This window comes from Planococcus sp. CPCC 101016 (assembly GCF_007859295.1).
Taxonomy (GTDB): Bacteria; Bacillota; Bacilli; order Bacillales_A; family Planococcaceae; genus Planococcus.
Window position 1 is genome coordinate 30,857 of the sequence record NZ_VOHB01000002.1, and the last position, 23,569, is coordinate 54,425.

Consider the following 23,569-nt stretch of genomic DNA (forward strand, 5'->3'; position numbering starts at 1 on the left):
TGTTTGAGATAGGGCATATGCCTAACGGAGGTGCGGACGATGACATCAGTCGTAGTAGTAGGAACGCAATGGGGAGACGAAGGAAAAGGGAAAATCACTGATTTTCTATCTGAACATGCAGAAGTAATTGCACGTTACCAAGGCGGGAACAACGCTGGACATACCATTATTTTTGGTGGAGAAACGTACAAATTGCATTTGATTCCTTCAGGAATTTTCTATAAGGATAAAACATCCGTAATCGGAAACGGCATGGTCGTGGATCCGAAAGCGCTTGTGAAAGAATTGAAAGGCCTTCACGATCGTGGAGTGACAACGGAGAACTTGCGCATTTCCAACCGTGCACACGTCTTGTTGCCATACCACATCAAGCAGGATGAAGTGGAAGAAGCACGCCGCGGAGCGAATAAGATTGGAACAACAGGCAAAGGCATAGGACCTGCTTATATGGACAAAGCAGCTCGTGTCGGAATTCGCATGGCGGATTTATTGGATCACGTTGTATTTGAGGAAAAACTGCGCATGAACTTAAAAGAGAAAAATCGTCTGTTCGAGAAATTTTATGAGACAGAAGGATTTACTGTAGAAGAAATTATGGAAGAGTATTATGAATATGGCCAGGAAATCGCAAAATACGTAACGGATACGTCAAAAGTATTGAACGATGCATTTGACGCAGGCCGCCGCGTCCTGTTTGAAGGCGCTCAAGGCGTTATGCTTGATATTGACCAAGGAACCTATCCGTTTGTAACGTCTTCCAACCCAGTGGCAGGCGGAGTGACAATCGGTGCAGGTGTTGGACCGACGACCATTCAGCACGTTATTGGTGTATGTAAAGCGTACACTTCACGTGTTGGCGACGGACCATTCCCGACTGAATTATTCGATGAAGTGGGTCAAAAGATCCGTGAAGTCGGCAAAGAATACGGCACAACGACTGGACGTCCGCGCCGCATCGGCTGGTTTGACAGCGTTGTTGTGCGCCATGCAAGACGCGTCAGCGGCTTGACAGACTTGACTGTCAACTCGATTGACGTGCTTACAGGCCTTGAGACGGTGAAGATTTGTACAGCTTACCGTTACCAGGGAGAATTGATCACAGAGTACCCAGCGAACTTGCGTATGCTTGCGGATTGCGAGCCGGTTTACGAAGAACTTCCAGGCTGGTCGGAAGATGTAACAAGCTGCAAATCGCTGGATGAACTTCCTGCCAATGCACGCCATTACCTTGAGCGCATCGCTCAATTGACAGGTGTACAGATTTCGATTTTCTCTGTCGGTCCTGACCGCAACCAAACGAATATTGTCACAAGTGTTTGGAGATAATTTTTAATTGCACTAGGGAATTCGGCTGCTATTACGCATAACAACTCCGCTTTCGGGCCCACAGGATGTGGGTCATGCAACTGGCGCGACAGGACGTCGCGGTGCCAGTTACCAAGGGCTTGCGCCGAACTAACTCGGCCTTAACGTCCGAGTGGATTTCGGCACTTCGCTATCCCGCGGGAGTCTCGGTTGTTATGCTCCATAGCTAAGCTAAGTGTTTACATCATGATAAAATTATTATTTCTAATAATCTAATAACGAGTAAACTATTTAATTTATCATTACTGTTTTCATCAAGCAGTCGCCTTTAGGCGGCTGCTTTTTACGGTTTACTATTTTTCTGTAAGTAAGAAGAAACACGGAAGTATGAAAATGAGAGGCTGAAAGCAGGTAATTGCAAGAAACCTTATGGAGACTATTCCAGGTTTCCTAAGGCGCAGCAAGGGCTTAGCCGCTGATAGGTGCGAAAAGGCTTGAACAATGATAAAGTATAGGGTAGTTAAGAGTGTGCAACGGCAAGGAAAATAGGGTGTAAGCGGGAAGAAAAAGGGGAGAATAATGATGAGCAAAACCATTTTGGTTGTAGACGATGAGAAACCGATTGCGGATATTCTGCAATTTAATTTAAAAAAAGAAGGCTTTAACGTAGTGTGCGCTTATGACGGAGATGAAGCGATCAAGATTGCGGGAGAAATCCAACCGGACTTGATGTTGTTGGATATTATGCTGCCGAATCGCGATGGCATGGAAGTATGCCGCGAAATCCGGAAGAAGTTTGATTTTCCTATTATCATGTTGACGGCAAAAGACTCGGAAATTGATAAGGTTCTTGGCTTGGAATTGGGCGCGGATGATTATGTCACAAAGCCTTTCTCTACGCGCGAACTGATTGCGCGCGTCAAAGCGAATTTGCGCCGCCAAAACATTGCACCAGCTGAAGAAGAAGGCCAGAATTCGAACGATATCCAGGTAGGATCATTGACGATCCAACCGGATGCTTATCTTGTATTAAAACGCGAAGAAACTATTGAATTGACTCACCGTGAATTTGAATTGCTTCATTACCTCGGGAAGCATATCGGCCAAGTGATGACGCGCGAGCATTTGCTGCAGACTGTATGGGGATACGATTATTTCGGCGATGTGCGGACAGTGGATGTTACCATCCGGCGCCTGCGTGAAAAAATCGAAGACAACCCAAGCCATCCAGCATGGATCGTGACGCGACGCGGCGTAGGGTATTATTTGCGGAATCCCGAACAGGAGTAGCTGAATGTCAAAAGTAAATGTTTTAAAATCAATACATGTAAAATTTGTTTTAATCTATATTCTGTTGATTCTGTTGGCGATGCAGATTATTGGACTTTATTTTGCCCAACAGCTTGAAGAAACCTTGAAAGGGAACTTTGAAAGCTCTATTGAAGACCGAATGGAAATTATCGAGTTCAGTGTGCGGGAAGAAATGATCAAAGAGCGTACAGATGAAGATTTGACGCTTGAACAGACCTTGCGCACCGTTTTATATGGTTTTCAGTCGGATGATATCAATGAAATACGTGTCGTCAACACGCGCTACAGCATCCTGGCATCTTCGGTCATCGAAAACCAGTCATTGGTCGGTCAACGTTCGACAAACGACCTGGTGAGGCAAACAATCGTCGGGGAAACTGAAATGGAGCAGACCTATGTTGATGAGGAAAGCGAAGAGCGTATTTGGGTGCGTACCCAGCCGATTGTGGCAGCGGGTGGAGAAGTTCTTGGGACTTTATACGTCGTAGCGGAAATTGAGAATGTCTATGATCAAATGGATGACATTAACTCGATTCTTGCAGTTGGTACCGCCATATCTCTGGTCATTACAGCAATTTTAGGTATTTTAGTTGCACAAACAATTTCACGGCCGATTGCGGATATGCGGAGGCAGGCTCAAGCAATGGCAAAAGGAAATTTCTCGCGCAAAGTGCGCGTTTATAGTGATGATGAAATCGGCCAGCTGGCCCGCGCTTTCAACCACCTGACAAATAGGCTGCAGGAATCCCAGCAGTCTACAGAAAGTGAACGCCGCAAATTGGCATCCGTTCTTTCCAATATGACGGATGGGGTGCTGTCCACCGATAGAAGAGGCCGAATTATCCTCATTAACGATCCTGCACTTCAGTTGCTGAATGTTTCACGTGAAACGGTCATTAACCGGCCAGTAACAAGCATATTGGGGCTGGAGGAAGAATATACGTTTGAAGATCTGATTGACATGAAAGAAGCTGTCACACTAGATTTTGGTTCGCACGAACAAAGCACATTATTGCGGACGACATTTTCAGTTATCCAAAAAGAAACAGGCTTTGTCAACGGGCTGATTGCAGTTCTGCATGACAACACAGAGCAGGAAAAAATCGATATGGAACGCCGCGAATTTGTGGCCAATGTGTCGCATGAATTGCGGACGCCTTTGACCACCATGCGGAGTTATTTAGAGGCTTTGGCTGATGGTGCATGGCAGGATCCGAATTTGGCGCCAAACTTTTTAAACGTTACACAGACGGAAACAGAGCGGATGATCCGACTTGTCAACGACTTGCTGAAATTATCGAAAATGGATTCCAGTGAAACAGAAATGAGCAAGGAAATGGTTGAGTTCACCGTCTTTTTCAACCGTATCATCGATCGTTTTGAAATGTCGAAATCACAAAAAGTACGCTTTGAACGGCATTTGCCAAAAGAGCAGTATTTTGTGGAAATCGATCCAGATAAGCTGACACAGGTGATTGATAACATCATATCAAATGCGTTGAAATATTCTCCGGAAGGCGGCAAAATACGTTTTACCATGACTGTTGAAGAAGGGTTTTTATTGATCCAGATCAGTGATGAAGGGATGGGGATCCCGAAAGAGAACGTAGACCGCATTTTTGATCGTTTTTACCGCGTCGACCGCGCCCGATCCCGTGAAATGGGTGGCACAGGCTTAGGACTGGCCATTTCAAAAGAAATGATCAATGCACACGGAGGCGTCATTTGGGCGGAGAGCAAGTATGGAAAAGGGACGACTATTTTCTTTACCTTGCCTTTCGAGATGGACGATGGGAGTGAGTGGGATTGAAATACGTAGAGCAAATTAAATCGTTTGCGTTGCTTTTACTAATCCTGCTTAGTCTAGCATTGACCTTTACTATCTGGACCTTCACGCCTACACACGACACCATTGAGCCATCAACTACTGTTGACGAGCCAATAGCAGAAACCAAGAATACAGAAGAAGTTGTTCGACCCGTAAAACTGCTGTTCCATAATAAAGATGAAGCGACCGGTACGATCGAACAAGACAATATTCAAACATTGATTGATGCTTTAGAGTTATGGGAGATTCAGGATGTGAGAGTGGTGCAGGAAGAAGCGCCTCCTGACACCCTAGAATCTTATATGCATAGCTCGAACCGGGCAGTCATCTATTATCCTGGACTGGTGCCTTTCCCTGTATTTGATTCGATCACGAATATTGTGGATACAGCTATTCCCGAATCATCATTTGACCGGATTGTCATCGAATGGGAAGCCCCCGCTAATGATCGACCGGCTCTTTATTTCATCAATACCTTATCGGGAAGAATTTACAAAGCTGCTATTCCAGCAGAAGATTTAAGGCAATTCCAGGCGGAAATTTTGAGTGAGGCTGCTGAATATGAGCAGTATGTTACCAATGACAAAATTGGCGAACTGCCGATTTATGTACAGGAAGGCGAATTTGAGGGAGAAAGCGTTAATTATTATGTGGATGACACCTCGACATCGCTATTTGCTGAAGCTTTATTGGACAGTCCAGAATTGGGACTGTCAGCAGATTTAACGACGCAGGAATACATGGATGATACCGGCGCCTTTATAAGAGAAAATTCAGGCACCAAAAGCATCAGCTACATCCAGCCGAAAGCTGAAACCACGGATCCGGCGATTCCTTCAGATTTGTTGTTCGATTCTTTTGGTTACATTAATGCCCATGGCGGATGGACGGATAAGTATTTCTATGCCGGAATGAATTCAGTGACTCAGCAAATCAAATATCAATTATATGTAGCCGACTTGCCGGTTTTCAGCACAACCACAACTACGAGCTTGGACATTACGTGGGGTTCTGATTCGGGTGAAGAACAGGCTTACAGTTATATTCGTCCAATGTATCAGCTGGATTACGAACTGGAAAAAAGAACGGCAGTACTGGCATCCGGTAAAAATGTTCTGAATGCCCTTGGACAACTGGATGATCAGGACCTGTCGGCTGTAACGGATATTACACCTGCTTATAAATTGACGAGAAGCGAAGGAAATTCTGTGATGATTTTTGAACCAGCCTGGTATTTCAGAATAAATGGTGTTTGGACAGAACTGACGAGTGAATTGACAGGAGGGAGCATACTTGGATTGGAATAAAACCAAGACCATCTTTATCATTGTCTTTTCCATTTTGAACGTCTTCCTGTATTCTTTGTATTTAGACCGTTATACGGAATCCAAAAACACAGAAGTTCTTTCGGAATCTTCGGTAGAAGAAAAAATGAGTGTCGATGAAATCACTTATCCGAATCTACCGGAGAATATTGTAGATAAGCCTTATATCCGCGGAGAAACAAAAGTATTCACGGCTAAAGAAGCACCGAAAGAAAATGTTCAGGTCAATATTCAAGGCGACAAACAGCTATTGGTGGCCTATGAAAAGCCTGTTTCGCTGACAGGTGAAGCCGAAAGTGCCGAAGCATTGACTTCTTTCGTTGAGGAAAACGTCCATCAAGGTACTTCCTATGAACTATGGGAAATTGACAGTGAACAAAACAAAGCAGTCTTTTTTCAGTCTTTCGATGACGATGTTCTTTATTTGAGCAAGGATGGAAAAGTAACAGTTTACTGGAACAGTGAAGGCAATATCATTCGGTACGAACAAACGATGTTCACCGATATTATCGAAAATCAAGAGCCCAAAAAATTGGTGACCCCAATTCGTGCGATTCATACGCTTTACCAAAAAAACATGCTGGAACGTGAAACGACCATTATTAAAACAGAATTGGGTTATTCGGTGCATGTTCAAGTATCTGATAATCGGCAAATGTTTGTACCGACCTGGCATATTCAAGCAGAGCTTGCGGATGGCAGCCGCCAGGACTATTTCGTAAACGCAGTAAAAGACGGCGTTATCGAGTTGAACAAACAACAAGAGGAAGAACAATAAGGAGATTTTGCTATGCAATTCAGTGTATTAGCCAGCGGCTCAAGCGGCAATGCCACTTATATAGAAAACGGGGAACATTCCTTTTTGGTTGATGCAGGACTTAGCGGTCGCAAGATGGAAGAACTGTTTGCAGCAATCGGCAAAAAAATGAGCGACTTGGATGGCATACTGGTTACACATGAACACAGTGACCATATCAAAGGGCTCGGAATTGTGGCACGCAAGCATAAGGTGCCCATTTATGCCAATGCCAAAACTTGGACAGCGATAGACGGCTTGGTCGGAGCGATTCCGACAGAGCAGCGTTTCCACTTCGAGATGGACACCATCAAAACTTTTGGTTCTATGGATATTGAATCATTTGCTGTTTCTCACGATGCGGCAGACCCGATGTTTTATGTCTTCCATGCGAATGGACGCAAGCTGTCGCTGATCACCGATACCGGCTACGTCAGCGACCGAATGAAAGGCGTGATCCAGGGATCAGATTCCTACGTATTTGAGAGCAACCATGATGTCGGCATGCTGCAAATGGGCCGCTATCCGTGGTCTGTCAAACGACGGATTCTAAGCGACGTCGGCCACGTTTCAAACGAAGATGCAGCAGTGGCCATGAGCGAAGTGCTCGCTGAAAAGCCGACGCGCATTTACTTGTCGCATTTGAGCAAAGACAACAATATGAAGGATTTGGCGCGTATGAGCGTCGAGCAGACCTTGCAGACAAAAGGCATCATCGTAGGCGAGTACGTAGATCTTCTCGATACCGATGCCAATGTCCCAACTAAATTAGTTCTTGTGTAATAACATCAGCCGGAAGCCGAAAAGCTTCCGGCTGTTTTTGTCTAAAAAATGAACACGGTTCCTCCAGCTTGCTTTGTCTGTTTGAACTTTCTAAACTAAGGTTAAAGAGAAACTTCAATCAGGGAACTTTATTCCCGCTGAGTCTTATAGAGTGTTGAAGCGGGGTAAAGAGATAGAAAATGAGGAAGGATGAACGCAATGGGCTATTACAATCAAACGCCGAACGGCAGGCAGAAACCGAGCCGTTTGGGTGCATTTGCTGCAGGGGCAGCGGGAGTAGCAGCAGGTGCTTTATTGGTATGGTTATTGTTTTATTCGATGCCTGGCTTAATACCTGACAATGGCAATGAAACGCAAATCGTTCAACAGGAGTCTGAAGGACGCTCTGAATCAGTTTCGGTTGACATCACCACGGATGTAACAAAAGCGGTCGAGATTGCGGCGGATGCTGTTGTGGGAGTCACTAATCTTCAAACAGCCGGGGATTTTTGGTCACAATCGCCTCAAGCCGAACAGGAACAAGCTGTTGGGACAGGCTCTGGAGTGATTTATAAAAACGAAAACGGTACGGCCCATGTAGTCACCAACCATCATGTGATTGACGGCGCCAGCGGCATTGAAGTAACCCTGTCGGATGGTTCCAAAGTTGAAGCAACGGTAGTAGGCAGCGATATTTGGACCGATCTTGCCGTTCTTGAAATGGATGGAGCCAAAGTGCAGGCAGTTGCACAATTCGGTGATTCGGACGCCTTGAAACAAGGAGAGACGGTCATTGCCATCGGAAATCCGCTTGGTTTGGATTTTTCCGGGTCAGTGACGACCGGTGTGGTATCGGGGACGGACCGTGCAGTTCCGGTGGATTTAAACGGCGATGGCCAGGAAGACTGGCAGGCTGAAGTGCTGCAGACAGATGCGGCGATCAACCCAGGCAACAGTGGTGGTGCATTGGTCAATCTGGCTGGACAGCTGATCGGTATCAACTCAATGAAAATTGCCACATCGTCTGTAGAAGGCATCGGATTTTCCATCCCGATCAATTCGGCGATGCCTGTTATCAGTTCAATTGAAGAAAATGGAGAAATGATTCGCCCGTCAATGGGCATTACCTTGATGGATTTGATCCAAGTGCCTCGTGTAGACCGGGAAGAGACGTTAAACTTGCCTGAAGACGTTACAGAGGGTGTCGTGGTCAATTCAGTGGTAGAAGGATCAGCGGCAGCAGCAGCGGGCATGGAGCAGTTTGACGTTATTGTGGAGATGGATGGTGTGCCGGTAGCGGATATCATCGAATTGCGCCAGCATTTGTACAATGAAAAGGAAATCGGCGATACGATGACGGTAAGTGCTTATCGCGACGGAGAGTTAATGGAGTTTGAATTGGAGCTTGTGGATAACTCAGCTTTATAAAAAAGATGCAGCCCGTGTAGAGTTTTTATTCTATGCGGGTTTTTTGGTGTTGAATTTAAGAAATCACTCCAGGCGTACAAGGTAAAGGCCGAAGGTAGTTCGGCCTTTACCTTTGCGACGAAGCTAGCGTAGCGATGCAGGAGCAGTATTATCATGACCCGTTTACTTATATAACCGCCGCCTTACGTTCTTTCTTCTAGAGATTGTAAGTTTCGTAAAAAATTTAGTACTTAGATAGAACCGATATAAAATTTTGAAAGAGATTTATGAATATGAGGTTAAGCTTTCGCGTAATACTATTCAAATGTGAGAATTTGAGAGACAAATCCAGATGGTTATATTCAAGACTGGCAATAAAGGTGTGTGGATAACTTATTTCTGCTTAATATCTTATTAACAATCCACAGAGGGAGAAAAGCTTCGCTATCCGTAGGTCTTTTCTTCTGTTAAAATGGGTTGTGGATAAAAGAAGATAGAATGTGTATAACTATGTGGAATATTCGGAAATCGAAAGGAGTGGTAAAAATGGAGATTAAATGCTGTAAAACCCACGTGGAGCATGCGTTAGACATGTTTGTAGCGGAAACAAAAAGCTATCCCATACTTACAGAATTATCAGAAATAGAAAAGTTGTCCACAGCGTGTGACTACTGTAAAGAGGCTGCGACTTATCTTGTGGCAAACGCTTGATCGGGCACAATATGTAGGAAATGCTGTGGATATGTGTATAACATTTGTGTATAACTTGTTTGTAAATTTATTGTGAAGGGGGATAACATGTGAATATCTCAATAATCAGTGTCGGAAAGCTAAAAGAGAAATATTTAAAGTCTGGCATTGAAGAATACACAAAACGGCTCGGAAGCTATACAAAAATCAATGAAATAGAAGTGGCAGATGAAAAAGCGCCGGAACAATTGAGCGAGGCGGACATGGAAATCGTCAAAAAGAAAGAAGCCGAACGGATTTTAGCGAAAATATCGCCTGATGCCTATGTTATTGCGCTGGCGATTGACGGCAAAATGAAAACGTCCGAACAGTTGGCGAAAGACATCGAATCGCTGATGACTTACGGCCGCAGCAAAATCGTCTTTGTGATTGGCGGATCTTTGGGGCTGCATGATGAAGTGTTGAAGCGGGCGGATGAAAAACTGTCATTTTCGAAGATGACGTTTCCGCATCAGTTGATGAGATTGATTTTGGTGGAGCAGGTGTACCGGGCTTTCCGGATAATGAAGGGTGAGCCTTATCATAAGTAAATAAAGCGTTAAAAAAATACGGAGAAGGGCGATAAATAACCCTTCTCCGTATTTTTTATACCTTAAATTTAAAGTAGACTTAACAAGGGACTTTTTATAAACTGTCCATTGAATGAAGTTCACTTCATACCGGCTATCGTTTTCTTTCACGTTACGGATAAGAAATTCGTTCTGCCTCGGCAGTTAATTTCATAGAACGCAATTGTTCTTTTAAAAAGGATTTGATATCTTCGTGGTCCCATACCAAAGCTCTTGAATAAGTGTCACGAAGAAAGGCTAATTTGGCTTCGTAAGCAGCGGTTTCAAAAAAAGATTTAACTTCCGGAAGTGTGATATCCTCTCTATTCTCAAGATTTAATAAAGAAATATTGGTTGGTGTGCCTTCAGCAGCATCGCTTTTCTTTGCAACTCCAATATAATCTATTGTAGGAAGTATAGTTTCCATATTGCGCTGTTGTTGAACTAGGTTAAAGTAGTCTTCAAAATTTTCAAATGGGTTCAGGTGAAGTGTTTCATAGACGATACGGTGGACGTCATATTCCTGATCTGATTGGATAGTTTCTGTTTGCAGCATCGGATATTCATCTAAAAAATTCAAAACGTCTTTATGTGTGGACCTCATGTCTAGCAGATCCATCGCATTGGGGTAAAAACAGATGGCGCTGATGAAATCTTCAATGTTTCTGGCGACAATATGGACAGGATTATCGGAATCCATTGGCGAAACACGCACAATATAAGCGTCATGCAAATCTTTCACCTGACCGAAATCCGTAAGGAAACCAAAGTGAACACCGTCGCTCCCAGGGTTTGCAAAAGGAATTACATCCAGAGGGGTATTCAAATAACGATCGTCAATTGGTGCATATGAGAAATAATAGCCTAGAAAATACCCATGCATTGATTTCCCTATTTCGTTCAGGTGCTTCTGCAATTCAACTACCTGCTTCAGTCTTTTAGGAATTACATACTTTCCATAATTCATTTCAATCACACCGGATTCTCCTCCTATAGGAACAAGCTGTTTGGTAATTTTCTATATAGACCTCCATAAATCCTTTTTTGATTCAATCCCTGGGTGATAATTTATATAAAATGGTATCCCTGGTTCATATTTGATGAAATCATTAGGGAGTAGGACAGCTAAATAGAATTGAAAGCACACAAAGACGGGCTCAAAAATGATCAGCGAGATGGATTTGAAGTATTTGCGATGTGTGGAATCGACAAAATTGTTAAGTTACTTTGAGGATGTTTACTATAGAAAATTTTAAGCAAACATTTTCCAATGACTAAAAAGTATTGATGGAAATTTGTTAAAACCTTACTTAGGCATAGCACGAAGGATCTTATTATATAAGTGAGTGAAGTTTTCTGTAGTATACACAGGAAGACCTAGGGCAAGTTCCGTTCTCTTGTTTTGCCTGTCCTTCCCAAAAAAGAAGAGTCAGGATACTAATCCTGACTCTTCCTCCTATCAAAAAACCAAATATAGAGATTTGTTACGAGCGTTGTTTCTGATTAAATACATTTGCGCCGGCTTCCGCAACTTGAACATCATGAGGCACTGAACTCCCACTGACGCCTATTGCTCCCACTACTTGATCATCAATGACAAGGGGGATTCCTCCGCCAAAAACGACAAGGCGACCGTTGTTGGTTGTGTTTAATCCATACAGTTCTGCTGCAGGAACAGTTGCATCTGCCAGGTTTCCGGTAGGCATTTTCAGAGCGACAGATGTCCATGCTTTGTTTTGAGCAATGTCAATACTCGCCAACCACGCATCATCCATTCGGTGAATGGCCATTAGATTTCCGCCATCGTCCACAACCGCAATCACCATAGCAACGCCAATTTTATTGGCTTCTTCTTCAGCACCAGCAATAATTTCTTTTACCAATTCTAAAGTGATTTTGTCCATTAGAATGAACCTCCTTGTTTTCTATAAGCATATAAAAACAGGTTACTTATTGAAATGTCCGTGGGGATCAATGACAAACTTTTTGGAAGCTCCTTGGTCGAATTCAGCATATGCTGCGGGTGCTTGATCTAAAGAAATCACCGTTGCGTTTACCGCTTTGGCAATTTGTGCTTTTCCGCTTAAAATGGACATCATCAAGTCGCGGTGATATTTCATAACCGGCGTTTGGCCCGTCACAAACGTATGTGCTTTTGCCCAACCCAGTCCTAATCGTACCTTTAAGGTTCCAGTTTTTGCATCCTCATCGGCGGCACCAGGATCACCGGTTACATAAAGTCCGGGTATGCCTAGACGTCCCCCTGCACGAGTCACTTCCATAATGGAATTTAATACAATAGCTGGTGCTTCACCGGCTCCCTCGCCATGTCCACTAGCTTCAAAGCCGACGCAATCAATGGCGCAATCAACTTCTGGGACACCCAGGATTTGAGCGATTTGCTCTCCAAGATTCGAATGTTCCCTTAGGTTTACTGTTTCACAGCCGAAACTTCTAGCTTGTGCAAGGCGTTCACTATTTAAGTCACCAACAACTACAACAGATGCACCCAGCAGTTGGGCAGAATGGGCAGCGGCTAAACCTACCGGGCCTGCCCCAGCAACATAGACAGTAGATCCTGGTTTTACACCGGCACTCACTGCACCATGATAACCTGTTGGAAAAATATCAGAAAGCATCGTTAAATCAAGTATCTTTTCCATTGCCTGGTCTTTATCCGGAAATTTCAGCAGTTGGAAATCTGCATAAGGGACCATCACATATTCCGATTGGCCGCCGACCCATCCACCCATGTCTACGTAACCATAAGCAGATCCGGGACGATCCGGGTTTACGTTTTCGCAAATGTGGGTGTCTTGCTCTTTGCAACTGCGGCAGCGACCACAGGCAATATTAAATGGTACGGATACCAGGTCTCCTTTTTTAATAAATTCAACATCGCGACCCACTTCAATGACTTCGCCGGTAATTTCATGACCCAGGACCAGCCCTTCAGGCGCTGTCGTTCGCCCCCGCACCATATGTTGGTCACTTCCACAAATATTGGTTGTAACGATTTTTACAATAACGCCATGTTCACATTTACGTCCTACATTTAAAGGATTTACCCCGGGTCCGTCTCTTACGATTAATTCAGGGTAGCTAATATCTTCAACGGTTACATGTCCAGTACCTCTATATACCACCGCTCTGTTTCCTGCCATTTCCGTCATCTCCTATCCCATTTTTCACCTATGAAATGAACGCTTGCCACCAATTCAGCATCGAAGAGAGAATCAAAACATTTTTGTTAAGAAACAAATAAATCTATTTATTCTGTTTATTCTAAATTATAATTCTTTTTATTGGAAGAACGCACTTTTTTGTGAGAAGGTTACCAAAAGGATACTTTCAGGAAACAGAAGGAAAGGGGCAGGCTCATGGATGATTTACGGTCAGAAATCAAAAGAGAAATTGAGGATGGCGAATTTAATTGTGAAAAAGAACTGACCTTATCTATTATCAGCGGCAAATGGAAAATTATTATCATTTACTATTTGGGAACAGAAGGTACTTTACGATTTAGTGAGATCAAACGATTGCTGCCAAAAATCACACATAAGGTATTAACTACTCAAATTAGAGAGTTAGAAGAGGATGGGATTGTTCATCGAAAAGTATTCCCTGAAGTTCCATCGAGGGTGGAATATTCGTTAACAAACTTAGGGGAAAGTCTAATTCCAATTGTCTTAATGATGGATGAATGGGGAAAGAAAAACATAAAACTTTACCCTATTACAAAACATGTATGAGGATTCCTTCGTGGGGTCCTCTTTTGTTTTCAAAGTATTGCGGGCCTCCGATTGATCGAAAAGCTTCATTTGGATATGCTCCAGAGCCCTCTCATAAGTAAATGAGGTTCCTTGCCTTGATAAATTAAGTTAATCTAAAAAAGCTAACAAAATTCGTTAGCTTTTTTCGTCATATCACAGGATCAACGAAGGAGGTATACCAAAAAGTTAAGGATACCTCCTTATTTTACGCATCGATGAGTACCGTCCCTTTTAATCAATCTCCACAAAAATTTCCTCTAACCCTTCCTTATTTAAAGTCGCAAAATATACATTTTGCGCATCTAAAAACATGCCTGTAGTTCCTGAAGTTCCCCAATCCACATCCAATTCTTCAGATGGCTGCAGCTGGAGTTGGTCGTCAGAAACTTGGACGGTAAAGTAGCTGGAGGGCATTTGTGGGAATATAAGGGTATTGTCTTGTATAGCCGGATCCGCTTCTCTTACCAGGTCGGGGGCATCAATTTGATCGATGCGTTCCCCGTCTTTCGAGAGCAATAGCAAAATACCTCCTTTTTCTGTCTGTGCTGCGACCACATATTGTTCGGTTGCTTGTACATAAGAAACGCTGTATATATAAAAATCCACTTGTGGCAAGAGTTCCGATGGTGCAACAGTCAGTGCATTTGTTTCAGGATCATAAATGGCGAAATGGAGCGCTGCTTTGGTTGCTTCGTCATTGAATTGCTGCCAAACGAGCAGCGCATTGTCGTCAGAAGCCGCAACCATTGGCCAGCTGTCGCGGACATTTTCTTCTGAAAGCTGGATTTCATGTAATAGCTCACCTTCATTTGAAATCGTCGAAACAAAGACTTCCTTACCGCTGCCAAGGTCGTTTACACCCCCACCGTTGACCCAATCATTGGACCAAAAAATGACGTGATGCGTATCGGTTGAATCAACATGCCCTGAATGTCCTCCTTCAAGCAGCGTTCCTTCTTTTAATAGCTGCCAATTGTAATCATAGAGCTTATAGCGTTGGGAAACGTTCCGATCTGTATCGTAGCCATCCTCGTAGGTAATGATGATGGATTCCTCAGTCGAACTTGCACTGACGGGTTCCTGTGCTTCAGGATTTGAAACGAGTGTTTCTACCTCAGATTGTCCGATTTCCTTTTTATAGATATCATGGTTCCAGCCATGCTTGCGCTGTTCATCACTTTTCTCAGACCACAGCACCGAATTTTCAATAATGGAAACCCCATGCGCATATCTTCTTGTGTCCTCACCCGGTTGAGCTTGCTCTTGCTCTTGCTGCGATGAACAGCCAGGCAGTATCAAGAGGCCGGTTATTAGCAGCCATTTTTTCATTGTCATCCCGCCTTTTGCATTATTTCTACTATTATCATATGTTTATACTATACTAACTTACACGAAAAAGACTGCTCTTAAACTTATTAAAACCAGAGAAAGTGGTTTTCAAGAGGGATCCTTTCTTTTCTCTATCTTAAATAAGGTTACAATGATGGAGTGAAATCTGCATTTACTGGGTAAGGAGAAATAATCTTAGTTTAAAGAAAAAAGATAGGTGAAGTTCTTTGAACATTATGTTTGTTCAGACAGACACCATCGAAACTTGAAGTTACACATGAGAAGTTAAGTGTAGTCAAAGGAGATGCCTTCAATCCGGCAGAAGTCGCAGCAAGAATAGCAAGCCATGATGCAGTCGTTTCAAGCTTGGGCTCGAACCAGGGGATGAAAAAATCGACAGAGTTTCAAGAGATGGTGAAAAATATCGTGACAGGAATGGAGGAGCATGATGTGAAACGGATCGTCTGCACGCCTCTGCAGAAGGTGTACCCAAAAAGCCGAAATCCATATCGCGTGTGGACATTGCCCATGTCATCTTAAAAGCATTAAACAATCCACAATATGAAAATACCTCGATCGGAATTGCTAATTAAACCGTTATAAACTTCTATTGACCTCAAAAATTCCGGAAGTTTTTTAGTAAGGTATAGATATGCAGGGCAACTAGATGGAATAGGAAGCACACGAAGGAGGAGTCAAAAATGATCAACGAGACGGATATGAAGCATTTGCGGCGTTGTGTGGAATTGGCTGAAACGGCTTTAGAGAAAGGGGATGAGCCGTTCGGTTCTGTCCTCGTTTCCGCTGCTGGAGAATTGCTGTTTGAAGACCATAACCATGTGGCAGGCGGCGATCATACCCAGCATCCGGAGTTTGCGATAGCCAGGTGGGCGGCAAATAACCTGTCTCTTGAAGAAAGAAGCAGAGCGACGGTTTATACTTCAGGGGAACATTGTCCGATGTGTGCGGCCGCTCATGGAATGGTCGGCTTGGGACGAATCGTGTATGCAAGCTCTTCTAAGCAATTGGCCGGCTGGCGAAGTGAAATGGGCGCCGCCTCATCGCGTGTCCGGAATCTGTCTATCCAAGAGGTGATTAAAGAGACGACAGTCGATGGTCCTGTCCCCGAACTGGCAGAACGGGTTCACCAACTTCATCAGCGGTTGCATGCAACGAGCCGTTAAACAGGAAAACTCTTTGGCTCAAGTGTTGGCCGTATTCCTTTCCTCGACTCAAATATTGTTATAATGAAAGAGCGCCAAAAGCCAACCATCGCTTTGGAGGCTCTTTTTTTGTATACATCATGGACTGAACAGTTAGGGAGTTGGAATTTTAGATGAATAAAAAAGATATAGCGGATATCCGCAAACGATTTAAACTGGATACGGATTTATTGAAAATCGCTGAAATTTACAATATCTACATCCAGCAGGAAAGCAGTGAAATCTTTCACGAAGAAAGCCGCTCATTTGCGATGTTGGACCGGGACCAGCAAGAGCTGTTCCTCAACAATTTTAAAAAGGTATTAGGTGGAAAACTGGATGCCAAGATGTTTGAAGTGAAGTTCCAGCCTCAGGAAGAAGGCCAGGCAGACCACACGCAGCGGCTCCTGTATGAAGGGCTCGAGGCAGACGAAGTCACGGAATGGAAAGCGAATATGCAGCGCATCGCATTGAAAATGGTGGAAGACAGACCTTATGAAAAAGATATGGTGGTTACATTTATTCGGGGAAATTATCACAAAACGACAAGACGTCAGCCTGACGAAACAGAAATAGATATGCGGGATGAAGTATACACCACTTCGTTTATCCTATGCAGCATGAACCAAACCGAATTGCCGAAAAGTTCGCTGGTGTTTGATTTTATCGAGAAAGAGTACAAAGCGAATGTACTGGTCGATCCCGTTATCAAACTAAGCTCACCCATCGGTGGATTCTTGTTTCCGAGTTTTACAGACAATGCAGCGGATATTCATCATGTTCTCTATGCAGCAGGCAAAGCGAACAAACCGGATTTCCAATTTATCGAAAATGTCTTGAATGGTGATGAAATCGTCACTGCCGAAGAAGAAAAAGCAGTGTTTGAGGAAATTGTTAAAAACGTAATTGGTGGTGATGAAGTCGATTCGAGAACTTTAGCCGGCGTATACGATGAAATCAATCAGATGTTAGTCGTGGCAGAAGAAAGTGAAGACGACGAAGACAGTGCCCCTATTTTGGATACGACAGAAATTACCCGAGTGCTGAAAGCGAGCGGTGTAAAAGAGGTAAGTGCGGAAAAAGTCGAACGGGCTTTTCAGCACGTAGTCCAAGACAAAAGCTATGAAATGAAAGCGAGTCACATCGTACCAAGCTATGCGTCCAAGTCCATCAAAATCAGCACGAAAGTCGCGAATATCGCGATCAGTCCTCAAGACTTACGTTACGTCAAACAAGTCAATTACAACGGCAAACGCTGTATTTTGATTGAGGTTGAAGAAGATACGGTGATTGAAGGGTTTAAGCTGATTTCGGAAGAGCTGTTGGAATAGGCGTGTCATCTGTTAATTAAAACAAAAAGGAAATAAACCTCATTTTGCCCTTATGGAAGGAGCTGAATGAGGTTTATTTTTTTGTAAGCGGTTATGTCCACCACATCTCACCAACAGACTCCTTAACTATCACTGGCTTCAAATTCTCGACAGCCTTGGTAAAACCTTCGTTGATCGACATCAACCCATCTTCGTGTTCAATGCTGACGACGTAATCGTAATCGTAGAGGCGTAATGCACTGATGATGTCTGCCCATGTTTTTTGGTCATGTCCGAATCCGACTGTGCGGAAATACCAGGCTCGGTCTTTCATCTGGGAATAGTCGGTCATATCGGTCAATCCGTTTCGGTTGGTGTTTTGTTGGTCGATAACCGTATCTTTGGCATGGAAATGATGGATGGCGTTTTTGCGTCCCAGAATTTTGATGGCTTCCACCGGATCAATGCCTTGCCACCACATGTGGCTTGGGTCCAGGTTGGCGCCAATGGCAGGACCGCATGCTTCTCTGAGCCGCAGCATGGTTGCCGGGGTATGAACGGAAAAGCCGCCATGCAGCTCGAGTCCGATTTTGACCTTGAGCGATTCGGCCAGCTTGTTTTTTTCTGTCCAGTAAGGAATCAGTTTTTCTTCCCATTGCCATTTCAGGACTTCCTGAAAATCGTTCGGCCAGGCCGCAACTGGCCAGTTGGGATATAGTGCGTTCTCGTGGTCGCCTGGACAGCCGGAAAAGGTGTTGACGACCGGAATTTTGAGTTTAGATGCCAGTTGCATAGTCTTGATGAGCAGCTCATCGGCAGGGCCCGCAATCTGTTTTTGCGGATGGAGCGGATTGGCGTGACAGCTGAGCGCGCTGACGATCAAGCCGGCGTCTTCGATTTGCTGCTGGAAGACTTGCTGTTTTTCTTCGTCTTCAAGCAATTCGTCCAATTTGCAATGAGCATCCCCAGGGTAGCCTCCGGTGCCCAGTTCAATTGCCTCGATGCCTTTAGAAGACACATAAGCCAGCATATCTTCAAAGTTCCTGTCGGAAAACAATACAGTAAAAACTCCCAGTTTCAATAAAATCCCTCCATTCAAGATTTCTGAATATACTGTCATGTAAACCATTACATTATTAACATATAGAAATAGTGGTCGTAAATCAACGTATTTTTAAAGAAAAAATAGTTATTGACAGATAATTCTGAATAAATTAAGATAAAAATGTAATCGATTTCATTTCGAATTCAGAGGGTTCTGTCAGAAAGAAGGAAAGAATATGGCAAACATCCAACAAGTGGCTAAGCATGCAGGAGTTTCAGTGGCAACTGTCTCTCGGGTGCTCACTGGGAAAAATAAAGTAACAGCAAAAACAAAGCAGAAGGTAGAGGAGGCGATCCAGTACTTAAATTACGAGCCAAGCATGCTTGGCCGGAATCTGAGAAATTCTGAAAGCCGCATTGTGCTGATTTTAATCCCGACAATCTCCAATCCATTCTATTTTGAAATCATCAAAGGAATTGAAAACATGGCACTCAGCCAGAATTACAGCATTTTGCTATGCGAAACGGATTCAAAGCCTGAAAAGGAGGAGATTTATTTCGACTTGGTACGGAAGAAGATGGCAGATGGCATTATCTCGATGGACCCGGCTGTAAATGTAGAGACTTTGAAAGAGCTTTCGGAGAACTACCCCATTATCCAATGCAGCGAATATGGAGGAGGCATTGGAATTCCGTACGTCACCATCGATAGTGAAGAAGCTTCTTACCGTGCTGTGAAGCATCTGATTCAAATCGGACACCGGAAAATCGCATTGATGAATTCTGATGAGAAGTTCCTTTATGCCCGTGAACGGCGTATGGGATATGAGCGGGCACTCCAAGAAAATGGCATTCCGCTGAATAAAGATTACATTTTTTATACGCAGGAATTGGGGTTTGAACCAGGGCAGCTGACGATGAAAAAAATCCTTCAGCTGGAAGACCGGCCGACCGCAGTATTCGCCGTATCGGATTTGCTGGCTATTGGGGCACTTAAAGAAATCAATGCCGCCGGCCTTCACGTGCCGGGAGATGTAGCCGTAGTGGGTTTTGACAAAATCGATTTTTCCAATATGACAAATCCGGCACTGACAACCGTTGCTCAGCCGATGTATAAAATGGGAACCGTAGCGGCGCGAATGCTGATTGAGAAGATACAAGGAAAAACAGTGGATAGTGTCGTTTTGGGGCATGAACTGGTCATAAGAGAATCAACAACGGGATAAGGCAGCTGAGACCAGCGCTCTATTATTAAAAGGATTGATGATAGAGCGCTGGCCTTAGTTGTAAATGTAATCGTTTACATTAAAAGGGAGCTTTTAAAAATAAAAAGGGGTGAATAAAGTGAAGAAATTATGGATCATTTTATTGTCTTTCGTTACAATTTTTGGTTTGGCAGCTTGTGGTGGCAGTACAGAAAGCAACAGTTCAGACGCAGCGGAAGAAGGCGGAGGAGACGAACAGTTGACGATCGGAATTTCCCTTCCTTCAGCAACGCATGGCTGGATGGGAGCGTTAATCGACAGTGCTGAAAAACAAGCGATGGCTTTAAAGGAAAGTGAAGGCATTGACTACGTCATGACCAATGCGGCAGACCCAAACAAACAGGCAAACGATGTGGATGATTTAATCGCGCAGGAAGTGGATGTCATTGTCATGCTGCCGATTGAATCTGCGGCTTTGAGTCCAGTTGGGCAAAAGATAAAAGATGCGGGCATTCCGTTGGTTATCGTTGACCGGGAACTTGAAAATGATGCTGCAACCGTAGTGGTCAAAGGGGACAATGAAGGAATCGGCATCAATGCCGGCAAATATTTTGTCGAACAATTGAATGGCGAAGGCAAAATCGTTGAAATTTCAGGCCCTCCAAGTTCGGTGACAGAACAGCGGGGTTCAGGATTTAAAGAAGCGGTTGAAGGTGAACCGGGAATGGAAATCATCGCATCACAAAGCGGCGACTTTTCCACTGAGAAGTCCTTGGAAGTAATGCAGAACATTTTGCAGGCAAACCCTGAAATTGATGCAGTCTTCACACAGGATGATGGCATGGCCTTAGGTGTACTTCAAGCGATTAAAGAAGCTGGTCGTACGGACATTCAGTTTGTCACTGGTGCAGGAGGAGCAAAAGGCGTTTTTGAAGATATTCAAAACGACGGGCTTATGAAGGCTACGTTCCTTTATTCGCCGACCATGGTAGAAGATGCAGTGAAAATTGCGGCAGATATTGCCCAAGGGGAAGAACCGGCTGAATCGATGGTCGTTAAAGAAGCGACGCAAGTGACAAAAGAAAATGTCGATGAGTATTACGATCCGGAATCGAAATTCTAAGTGAACTGCCAGGAAATGCAATGGCACCATTGCATTTCCTCTTTTCCTATAAGGGGGATAAAACATGACTTCACATCCTTTTGTGGCAATGAACAACATCAAAAAATCGTTTAACGGCGTGCCGGTTTTGAAGAATGTGACGCTGGAAGTGGAACAAGGGGAAATTCATGCGTTGCTTGGAGAAAACGGAGCCGGCAAATCGACGCTGATGAATATTTTAGGCGGTGTCCATCAACCTGACAGCGGACAGATTTTCATCAACGGGGAAGAAGTTATCGTAGCGAATCCGCATTTTTCACAAGCGCATGGCATCAGTTTTATCCATCAGGAACTGAATATGGTTGGCGACTTAAGAGTCTATGAAAACATGTTTCTAGGTTCAGAAATTCGCAATACAATCGGATTTTTGAACGTGGAAGAAATGTGCCGCCAAACCCAGGAAATTTTAGCGGAACTTGGCGTTTCGATCAATCCGAAAGAATATGTGCGTAATCTTGCAACCTCCTACAAGCAATTAATCGAGATTTCAAAAGCCCTGCTCCACAAGTCGCGATTGATCATCATGGATGAACCGACGACTTCACTTGCCGAACACGAAGTGAACCGCCTTTTCGTACTGATGAAGAACTTGAAAAAATCCGGGGTTTCCATCATTTATATTTCACATAAGTTGAAGGAAATTCAAGAAGTATGCGACCGCTATACCGTATTGCGGGATGGGCAGCTGGTTAAGACGGATACTATGCAAAACGAGAATTTGGAAGTGATCACTAAGCTGATGGTCGGGAAAGCTATCTCCCAAGAGCGGTTTGTGCATGACCACGTATATGGGGATATGGCATTGGAAGTAGAGGGATTGACGAGCGCAGGCTTATTCAAGGATATCGATTTTACTGTCCGGCGAGGGCAAATTGTCGGATTTACAGGTCTTGCGGGCGACGGCAGGACGGAGTTGTTTGAAAGCTTATTTGGATACCGCAAGAAATATGCGGGCATAGTGAAAGTAAAAGGCAAGACCGTTAAAATCAACCACCCCCGAAAAGCGTTGCAGGCAGGGCTCGGCTATGTACCGAAAGACCGAAAAGAAAATGCCATCATCAAAGATTTGAGTGTGATTCATAATATGAGCTTGTCATCGATGGGCAATTTTGAACGGATGGGGTTTATACAGGATAAAAAGGAACAGCAGCAGTTCCATACCTATAAAGAAGCCTTGAACATCAAAGTGCATAATCCGCGCATCACGATCGACAAATTAAGCGGTGGGAACCAGCAGAAAGTCATCATCGCGAAATGGCTGGAAGCGGAAACAGACATCCTTATTTTCGACAACCCGACCCAAGGAATCGATGTTGGGGCCAAACAGGAGATCTATCAGCAAATCCTGACGCTTGCAAAGCTTGGAAAAGCCATCATTATTCTGTCTTCTGAAGCACCCGAAGTGATGAGAATTTGCCATACAATCCATGTCATGTACCACGGGGAAATCACAGCGAGCTTCACAGGCGAAGAAGCAAACGAAGAAGAAATTATGCATTACGCTACAGGAGCGAAAAGGGAGGGAGAAAAAATTGGCTAACATCGACACGAAACAATACAGTCCGGAATCCCCGAGCATGAAGAGCCGCATGTCCTGGCTATGGTCGGAATACAGTGTCATTATTGCGTTTGTCATTATTTATATCGGCGCCTCGGCGATGAACCCCCGGTTTCTCGATATGAATAATCAGCTGAATATCCTGATGCAAGTGTCGATAATTGGGATCATCGCACTTGGCATGACCGTCGTTATGCTGTCGGGCGGAATCGATTTGTCGGTCGGCTCTGTTCTGGCACTCGCCGGTGTCATCTCGGTGCTGGCGCTAAACGCATCAGGAAGCATTTTAATAGGGATCTTCACAGCGCTGCTGGTCGGTTCATTTGCCGGCTTCTTGAATGGCTTGATGGTCGCGAAAGGAAGAATCGCTTCATTTATCGCCACGCTCGGAATGATGGCGGCCGCGCGTTCGATAGCCCTTTATATTGCTGAAGGCGGCAGTGTATCAGGGGAAGTCAGCGGATTTACTGCCATCGCCAACAGCGATTTTTGGATTTTTGATTTTCCCGTCCTCATTTTCTTCGTGATGGCGGTGCTGATTTATATATTGATGCACAAAACCCGCTTTGGCAGATATGTTTATGCTCTAGGGTCGAACGAAAAAGCAGCGATGCTGTCGGCGATCCGTGTAGACCGCATTAAAATTGGCGTCTATACGCTGATTGGAACACTGGTCGGAGTTGCGGCCGTCATTGAAACTTCGCGCCTGAATTCGATATCTTCTTCAAGTTCGGGTGCACAATACGAACTTGATGCGATTGCAGCCGTCATCATTGGCGGCACGCGCATGACCGGCGGACGCGGAAAAATAATCGGAACGATTTTCGGCATCCTGATTTTGGGTATCTTGAACAATATGATGAATTTGATGAATGTCTCTCCTCATCTTCAAGGGTTCGTAAAAGGATTGATCATCATCATTGCGGTTGTATTCCAAAAAAGAGAGTAGGGGGA

General features: G+C 44.2%; 22 protein-coding genes. 17 read left to right on the plus strand and 5 right to left on the minus strand.

Annotated features, from left to right (window positions below; translation table 11 throughout):
- The first annotated feature begins 39 nt into the window (after window positions 1-39).
- The 9 genes from FQV26_RS00205 to rlmH all read left to right on the plus strand — a co-directional run bounded on the left by FQV26_RS00205 (window position 40) and on the right by rlmH (window position 10,014).
- Complete coding sequence (locus tag FQV26_RS00205; protein ID WP_146555368.1) at window positions 40-1,326, plus strand: adenylosuccinate synthase; 1,287 nt, start codon at window positions 40-42, stop codon at window positions 1,324-1,326.
- Between the two features lie 561 nt (window positions 1,327-1,887).
- Entirely contained in the window at window positions 1,888-2,595 is a 708-nt protein-coding gene (gene yycF / locus FQV26_RS00210) for a response regulator YycF (RefSeq protein ID WP_146555369.1), read from the plus strand.
- Window positions 2,596-2,599: 4 nt separating this feature from the next.
- Window positions 2,600-4,426 (plus strand): cell wall metabolism sensor histidine kinase WalK, encoded by a 1,827-nt coding sequence (gene walK / locus FQV26_RS00215; RefSeq protein ID WP_146555370.1) that lies wholly within the window; start codon window positions 2,600-2,602, stop codon window positions 4,424-4,426.
- The gene (locus tag FQV26_RS00220) at window positions 4,417-5,751 is read left to right on the plus strand and encodes a YycH family regulatory protein (RefSeq protein WP_261384231.1); all 1,335 of its coding nucleotides are present in this window, start codon (window positions 4,417-4,419) and stop codon (window positions 5,749-5,751) included. The genes walK and FQV26_RS00220 overlap by 10 nt, the downstream gene beginning before the upstream one ends.
- A complete protein-coding gene (locus tag FQV26_RS00225; protein ID WP_146555372.1) occupies window positions 5,738-6,547 on the plus strand; it encodes a two-component system regulatory protein YycI in 810 nt (269 codons plus the stop codon). The genes FQV26_RS00220 and FQV26_RS00225 overlap by 14 nt, the downstream gene beginning before the upstream one ends.
- Window positions 6,548-6,559: 12 nt before the next feature.
- A complete protein-coding gene (locus FQV26_RS00230; RefSeq protein WP_146555373.1) occupies window positions 6,560-7,348 on the plus strand; it encodes an MBL fold metallo-hydrolase in 789 nt (262 codons plus the stop codon).
- A 198-nt stretch (window positions 7,349-7,546) separates the two neighbouring features.
- Window positions 7,547-8,755 (plus strand): S1C family serine protease, encoded by a 1,209-nt coding sequence (locus FQV26_RS00235; protein ID WP_146555374.1) that lies wholly within the window; start codon window positions 7,547-7,549, stop codon window positions 8,753-8,755.
- 525 nt (window positions 8,756-9,280) lie between these two features.
- Window positions 9,281-9,445, plus strand: coding sequence for a CxxH/CxxC protein (locus FQV26_RS00240; protein ID WP_146555375.1), 165 nt, complete (start codon window positions 9,281-9,283; stop codon window positions 9,443-9,445).
- A gap of 89 nt (window positions 9,446-9,534) precedes the next feature.
- Window positions 9,535-10,014 carry a 23S rRNA (pseudouridine(1915)-N(3))-methyltransferase RlmH gene (gene rlmH, locus FQV26_RS00245; protein WP_142830272.1) on the plus strand — a complete coding sequence of 160 codons (480 nt, stop codon included), beginning with the start codon at window positions 9,535-9,537 and terminating at the stop codon, window positions 10,012-10,014.
- A gap of 151 nt (window positions 10,015-10,165) precedes the next feature.
- Here rlmH and FQV26_RS00250 read toward each other — a convergent pair whose 3' ends face one another.
- The 3 genes from FQV26_RS00250 to fdhA all read right to left on the minus strand — a co-directional run bounded on the left by FQV26_RS00250 (window position 10,166) and on the right by fdhA (window position 13,196).
- Window positions 10,166-11,008 (minus strand): hypothetical protein, encoded by an 843-nt coding sequence (locus tag FQV26_RS00250; RefSeq protein ID WP_146555376.1) that lies wholly within the window; start codon window positions 11,006-11,008, stop codon window positions 10,166-10,168.
- Window positions 11,009-11,516: 508 nt separating this feature from the next.
- Complete coding sequence (locus tag FQV26_RS00255; RefSeq protein ID WP_146555377.1) at window positions 11,517-11,936, minus strand: GlcG/HbpS family heme-binding protein; 420 nt, start codon at window positions 11,934-11,936, stop codon at window positions 11,517-11,519.
- A gap of 42 nt (window positions 11,937-11,978) precedes the next feature.
- Window positions 11,979-13,196 carry a formaldehyde dehydrogenase, glutathione-independent gene (fdhA, locus tag FQV26_RS00260; RefSeq protein ID WP_146555378.1) on the minus strand — a complete coding sequence of 406 codons (1,218 nt, stop codon included), beginning with the start codon at window positions 13,194-13,196 and terminating at the stop codon, window positions 11,979-11,981.
- A gap of 216 nt (window positions 13,197-13,412) precedes the next feature.
- On the opposite strand from fdhA, the gene FQV26_RS00265 reads away from it, so the two are divergent.
- Complete coding sequence (locus FQV26_RS00265) at window positions 13,413-13,784, plus strand: winged helix-turn-helix transcriptional regulator (protein WP_146555379.1); 372 nt, start codon at window positions 13,413-13,415, stop codon at window positions 13,782-13,784.
- Between the two features lie 252 nt (window positions 13,785-14,036).
- On the opposite strand, the gene FQV26_RS00270 is transcribed toward FQV26_RS00265, so the two are convergent.
- A complete protein-coding gene (locus FQV26_RS00270; RefSeq protein ID WP_146555380.1) occupies window positions 14,037-15,134 on the minus strand; it encodes a hypothetical protein in 1,098 nt (365 codons plus the stop codon).
- 240 nt (window positions 15,135-15,374) lie between these two features.
- On the opposite strand from FQV26_RS00270, the gene FQV26_RS00275 reads away from it, so the two are divergent.
- The 3 genes from FQV26_RS00275 (at window position 15,375) to FQV26_RS00285 (ending at window position 17,667) form a co-directional block, all read left to right on the plus strand.
- Complete coding sequence (locus FQV26_RS00275; RefSeq protein WP_261384232.1) at window positions 15,375-15,674, plus strand: NAD(P)H-binding protein; 300 nt, start codon at window positions 15,375-15,377, stop codon at window positions 15,672-15,674.
- 161 nt (window positions 15,675-15,835) lie between these two features.
- On the plus strand, window positions 15,836-16,318 hold the full coding sequence (locus tag FQV26_RS00280) for a nucleoside deaminase (RefSeq protein ID WP_146555381.1): 483 nt from the start codon (window positions 15,836-15,838) through the stop codon (window positions 16,316-16,318).
- Between the two features lie 152 nt (window positions 16,319-16,470).
- Window positions 16,471-17,667, plus strand: coding sequence for a DUF4317 domain-containing protein (locus tag FQV26_RS00285; protein ID WP_146555382.1), 1,197 nt, complete (start codon window positions 16,471-16,473; stop codon window positions 17,665-17,667).
- 91 nt (window positions 17,668-17,758) lie between these two features.
- On the opposite strand, the gene FQV26_RS00290 is transcribed toward FQV26_RS00285, so the two are convergent.
- On the minus strand, window positions 17,759-18,727 hold the full coding sequence (locus FQV26_RS00290) for a sugar phosphate isomerase/epimerase family protein (protein ID WP_146555383.1): 969 nt from the start codon (window positions 18,725-18,727) through the stop codon (window positions 17,759-17,761).
- A gap of 199 nt (window positions 18,728-18,926) precedes the next feature.
- Here FQV26_RS00290 and FQV26_RS00295 point away from each other — a divergent pair, with 199 nt between their 5' ends.
- From FQV26_RS00295 to FQV26_RS00310, 4 genes are all read left to right on the plus strand, one after another.
- Complete coding sequence (locus FQV26_RS00295) at window positions 18,927-19,916, plus strand: LacI family DNA-binding transcriptional regulator (protein ID WP_146555384.1); 990 nt, start codon at window positions 18,927-18,929, stop codon at window positions 19,914-19,916.
- 118 nt (window positions 19,917-20,034) lie between these two features.
- A complete protein-coding gene (locus FQV26_RS00300) occupies window positions 20,035-21,018 on the plus strand; it encodes a substrate-binding domain-containing protein (RefSeq protein ID WP_146555385.1) in 984 nt (327 codons plus the stop codon).
- A 64-nt stretch (window positions 21,019-21,082) separates the two neighbouring features.
- Complete coding sequence (locus FQV26_RS00305; protein WP_146555386.1) at window positions 21,083-22,597, plus strand: sugar ABC transporter ATP-binding protein; 1,515 nt, start codon at window positions 21,083-21,085, stop codon at window positions 22,595-22,597.
- On the plus strand, window positions 22,590-23,564 hold the full coding sequence (locus tag FQV26_RS00310; RefSeq protein WP_146555387.1) for an ABC transporter permease: 975 nt from the start codon (window positions 22,590-22,592) through the stop codon (window positions 23,562-23,564). Before FQV26_RS00305 ends, FQV26_RS00310 begins: the two co-directional genes overlap by 8 nt.
- Window positions 23,565-23,569 lie beyond the last annotated feature (5 nt).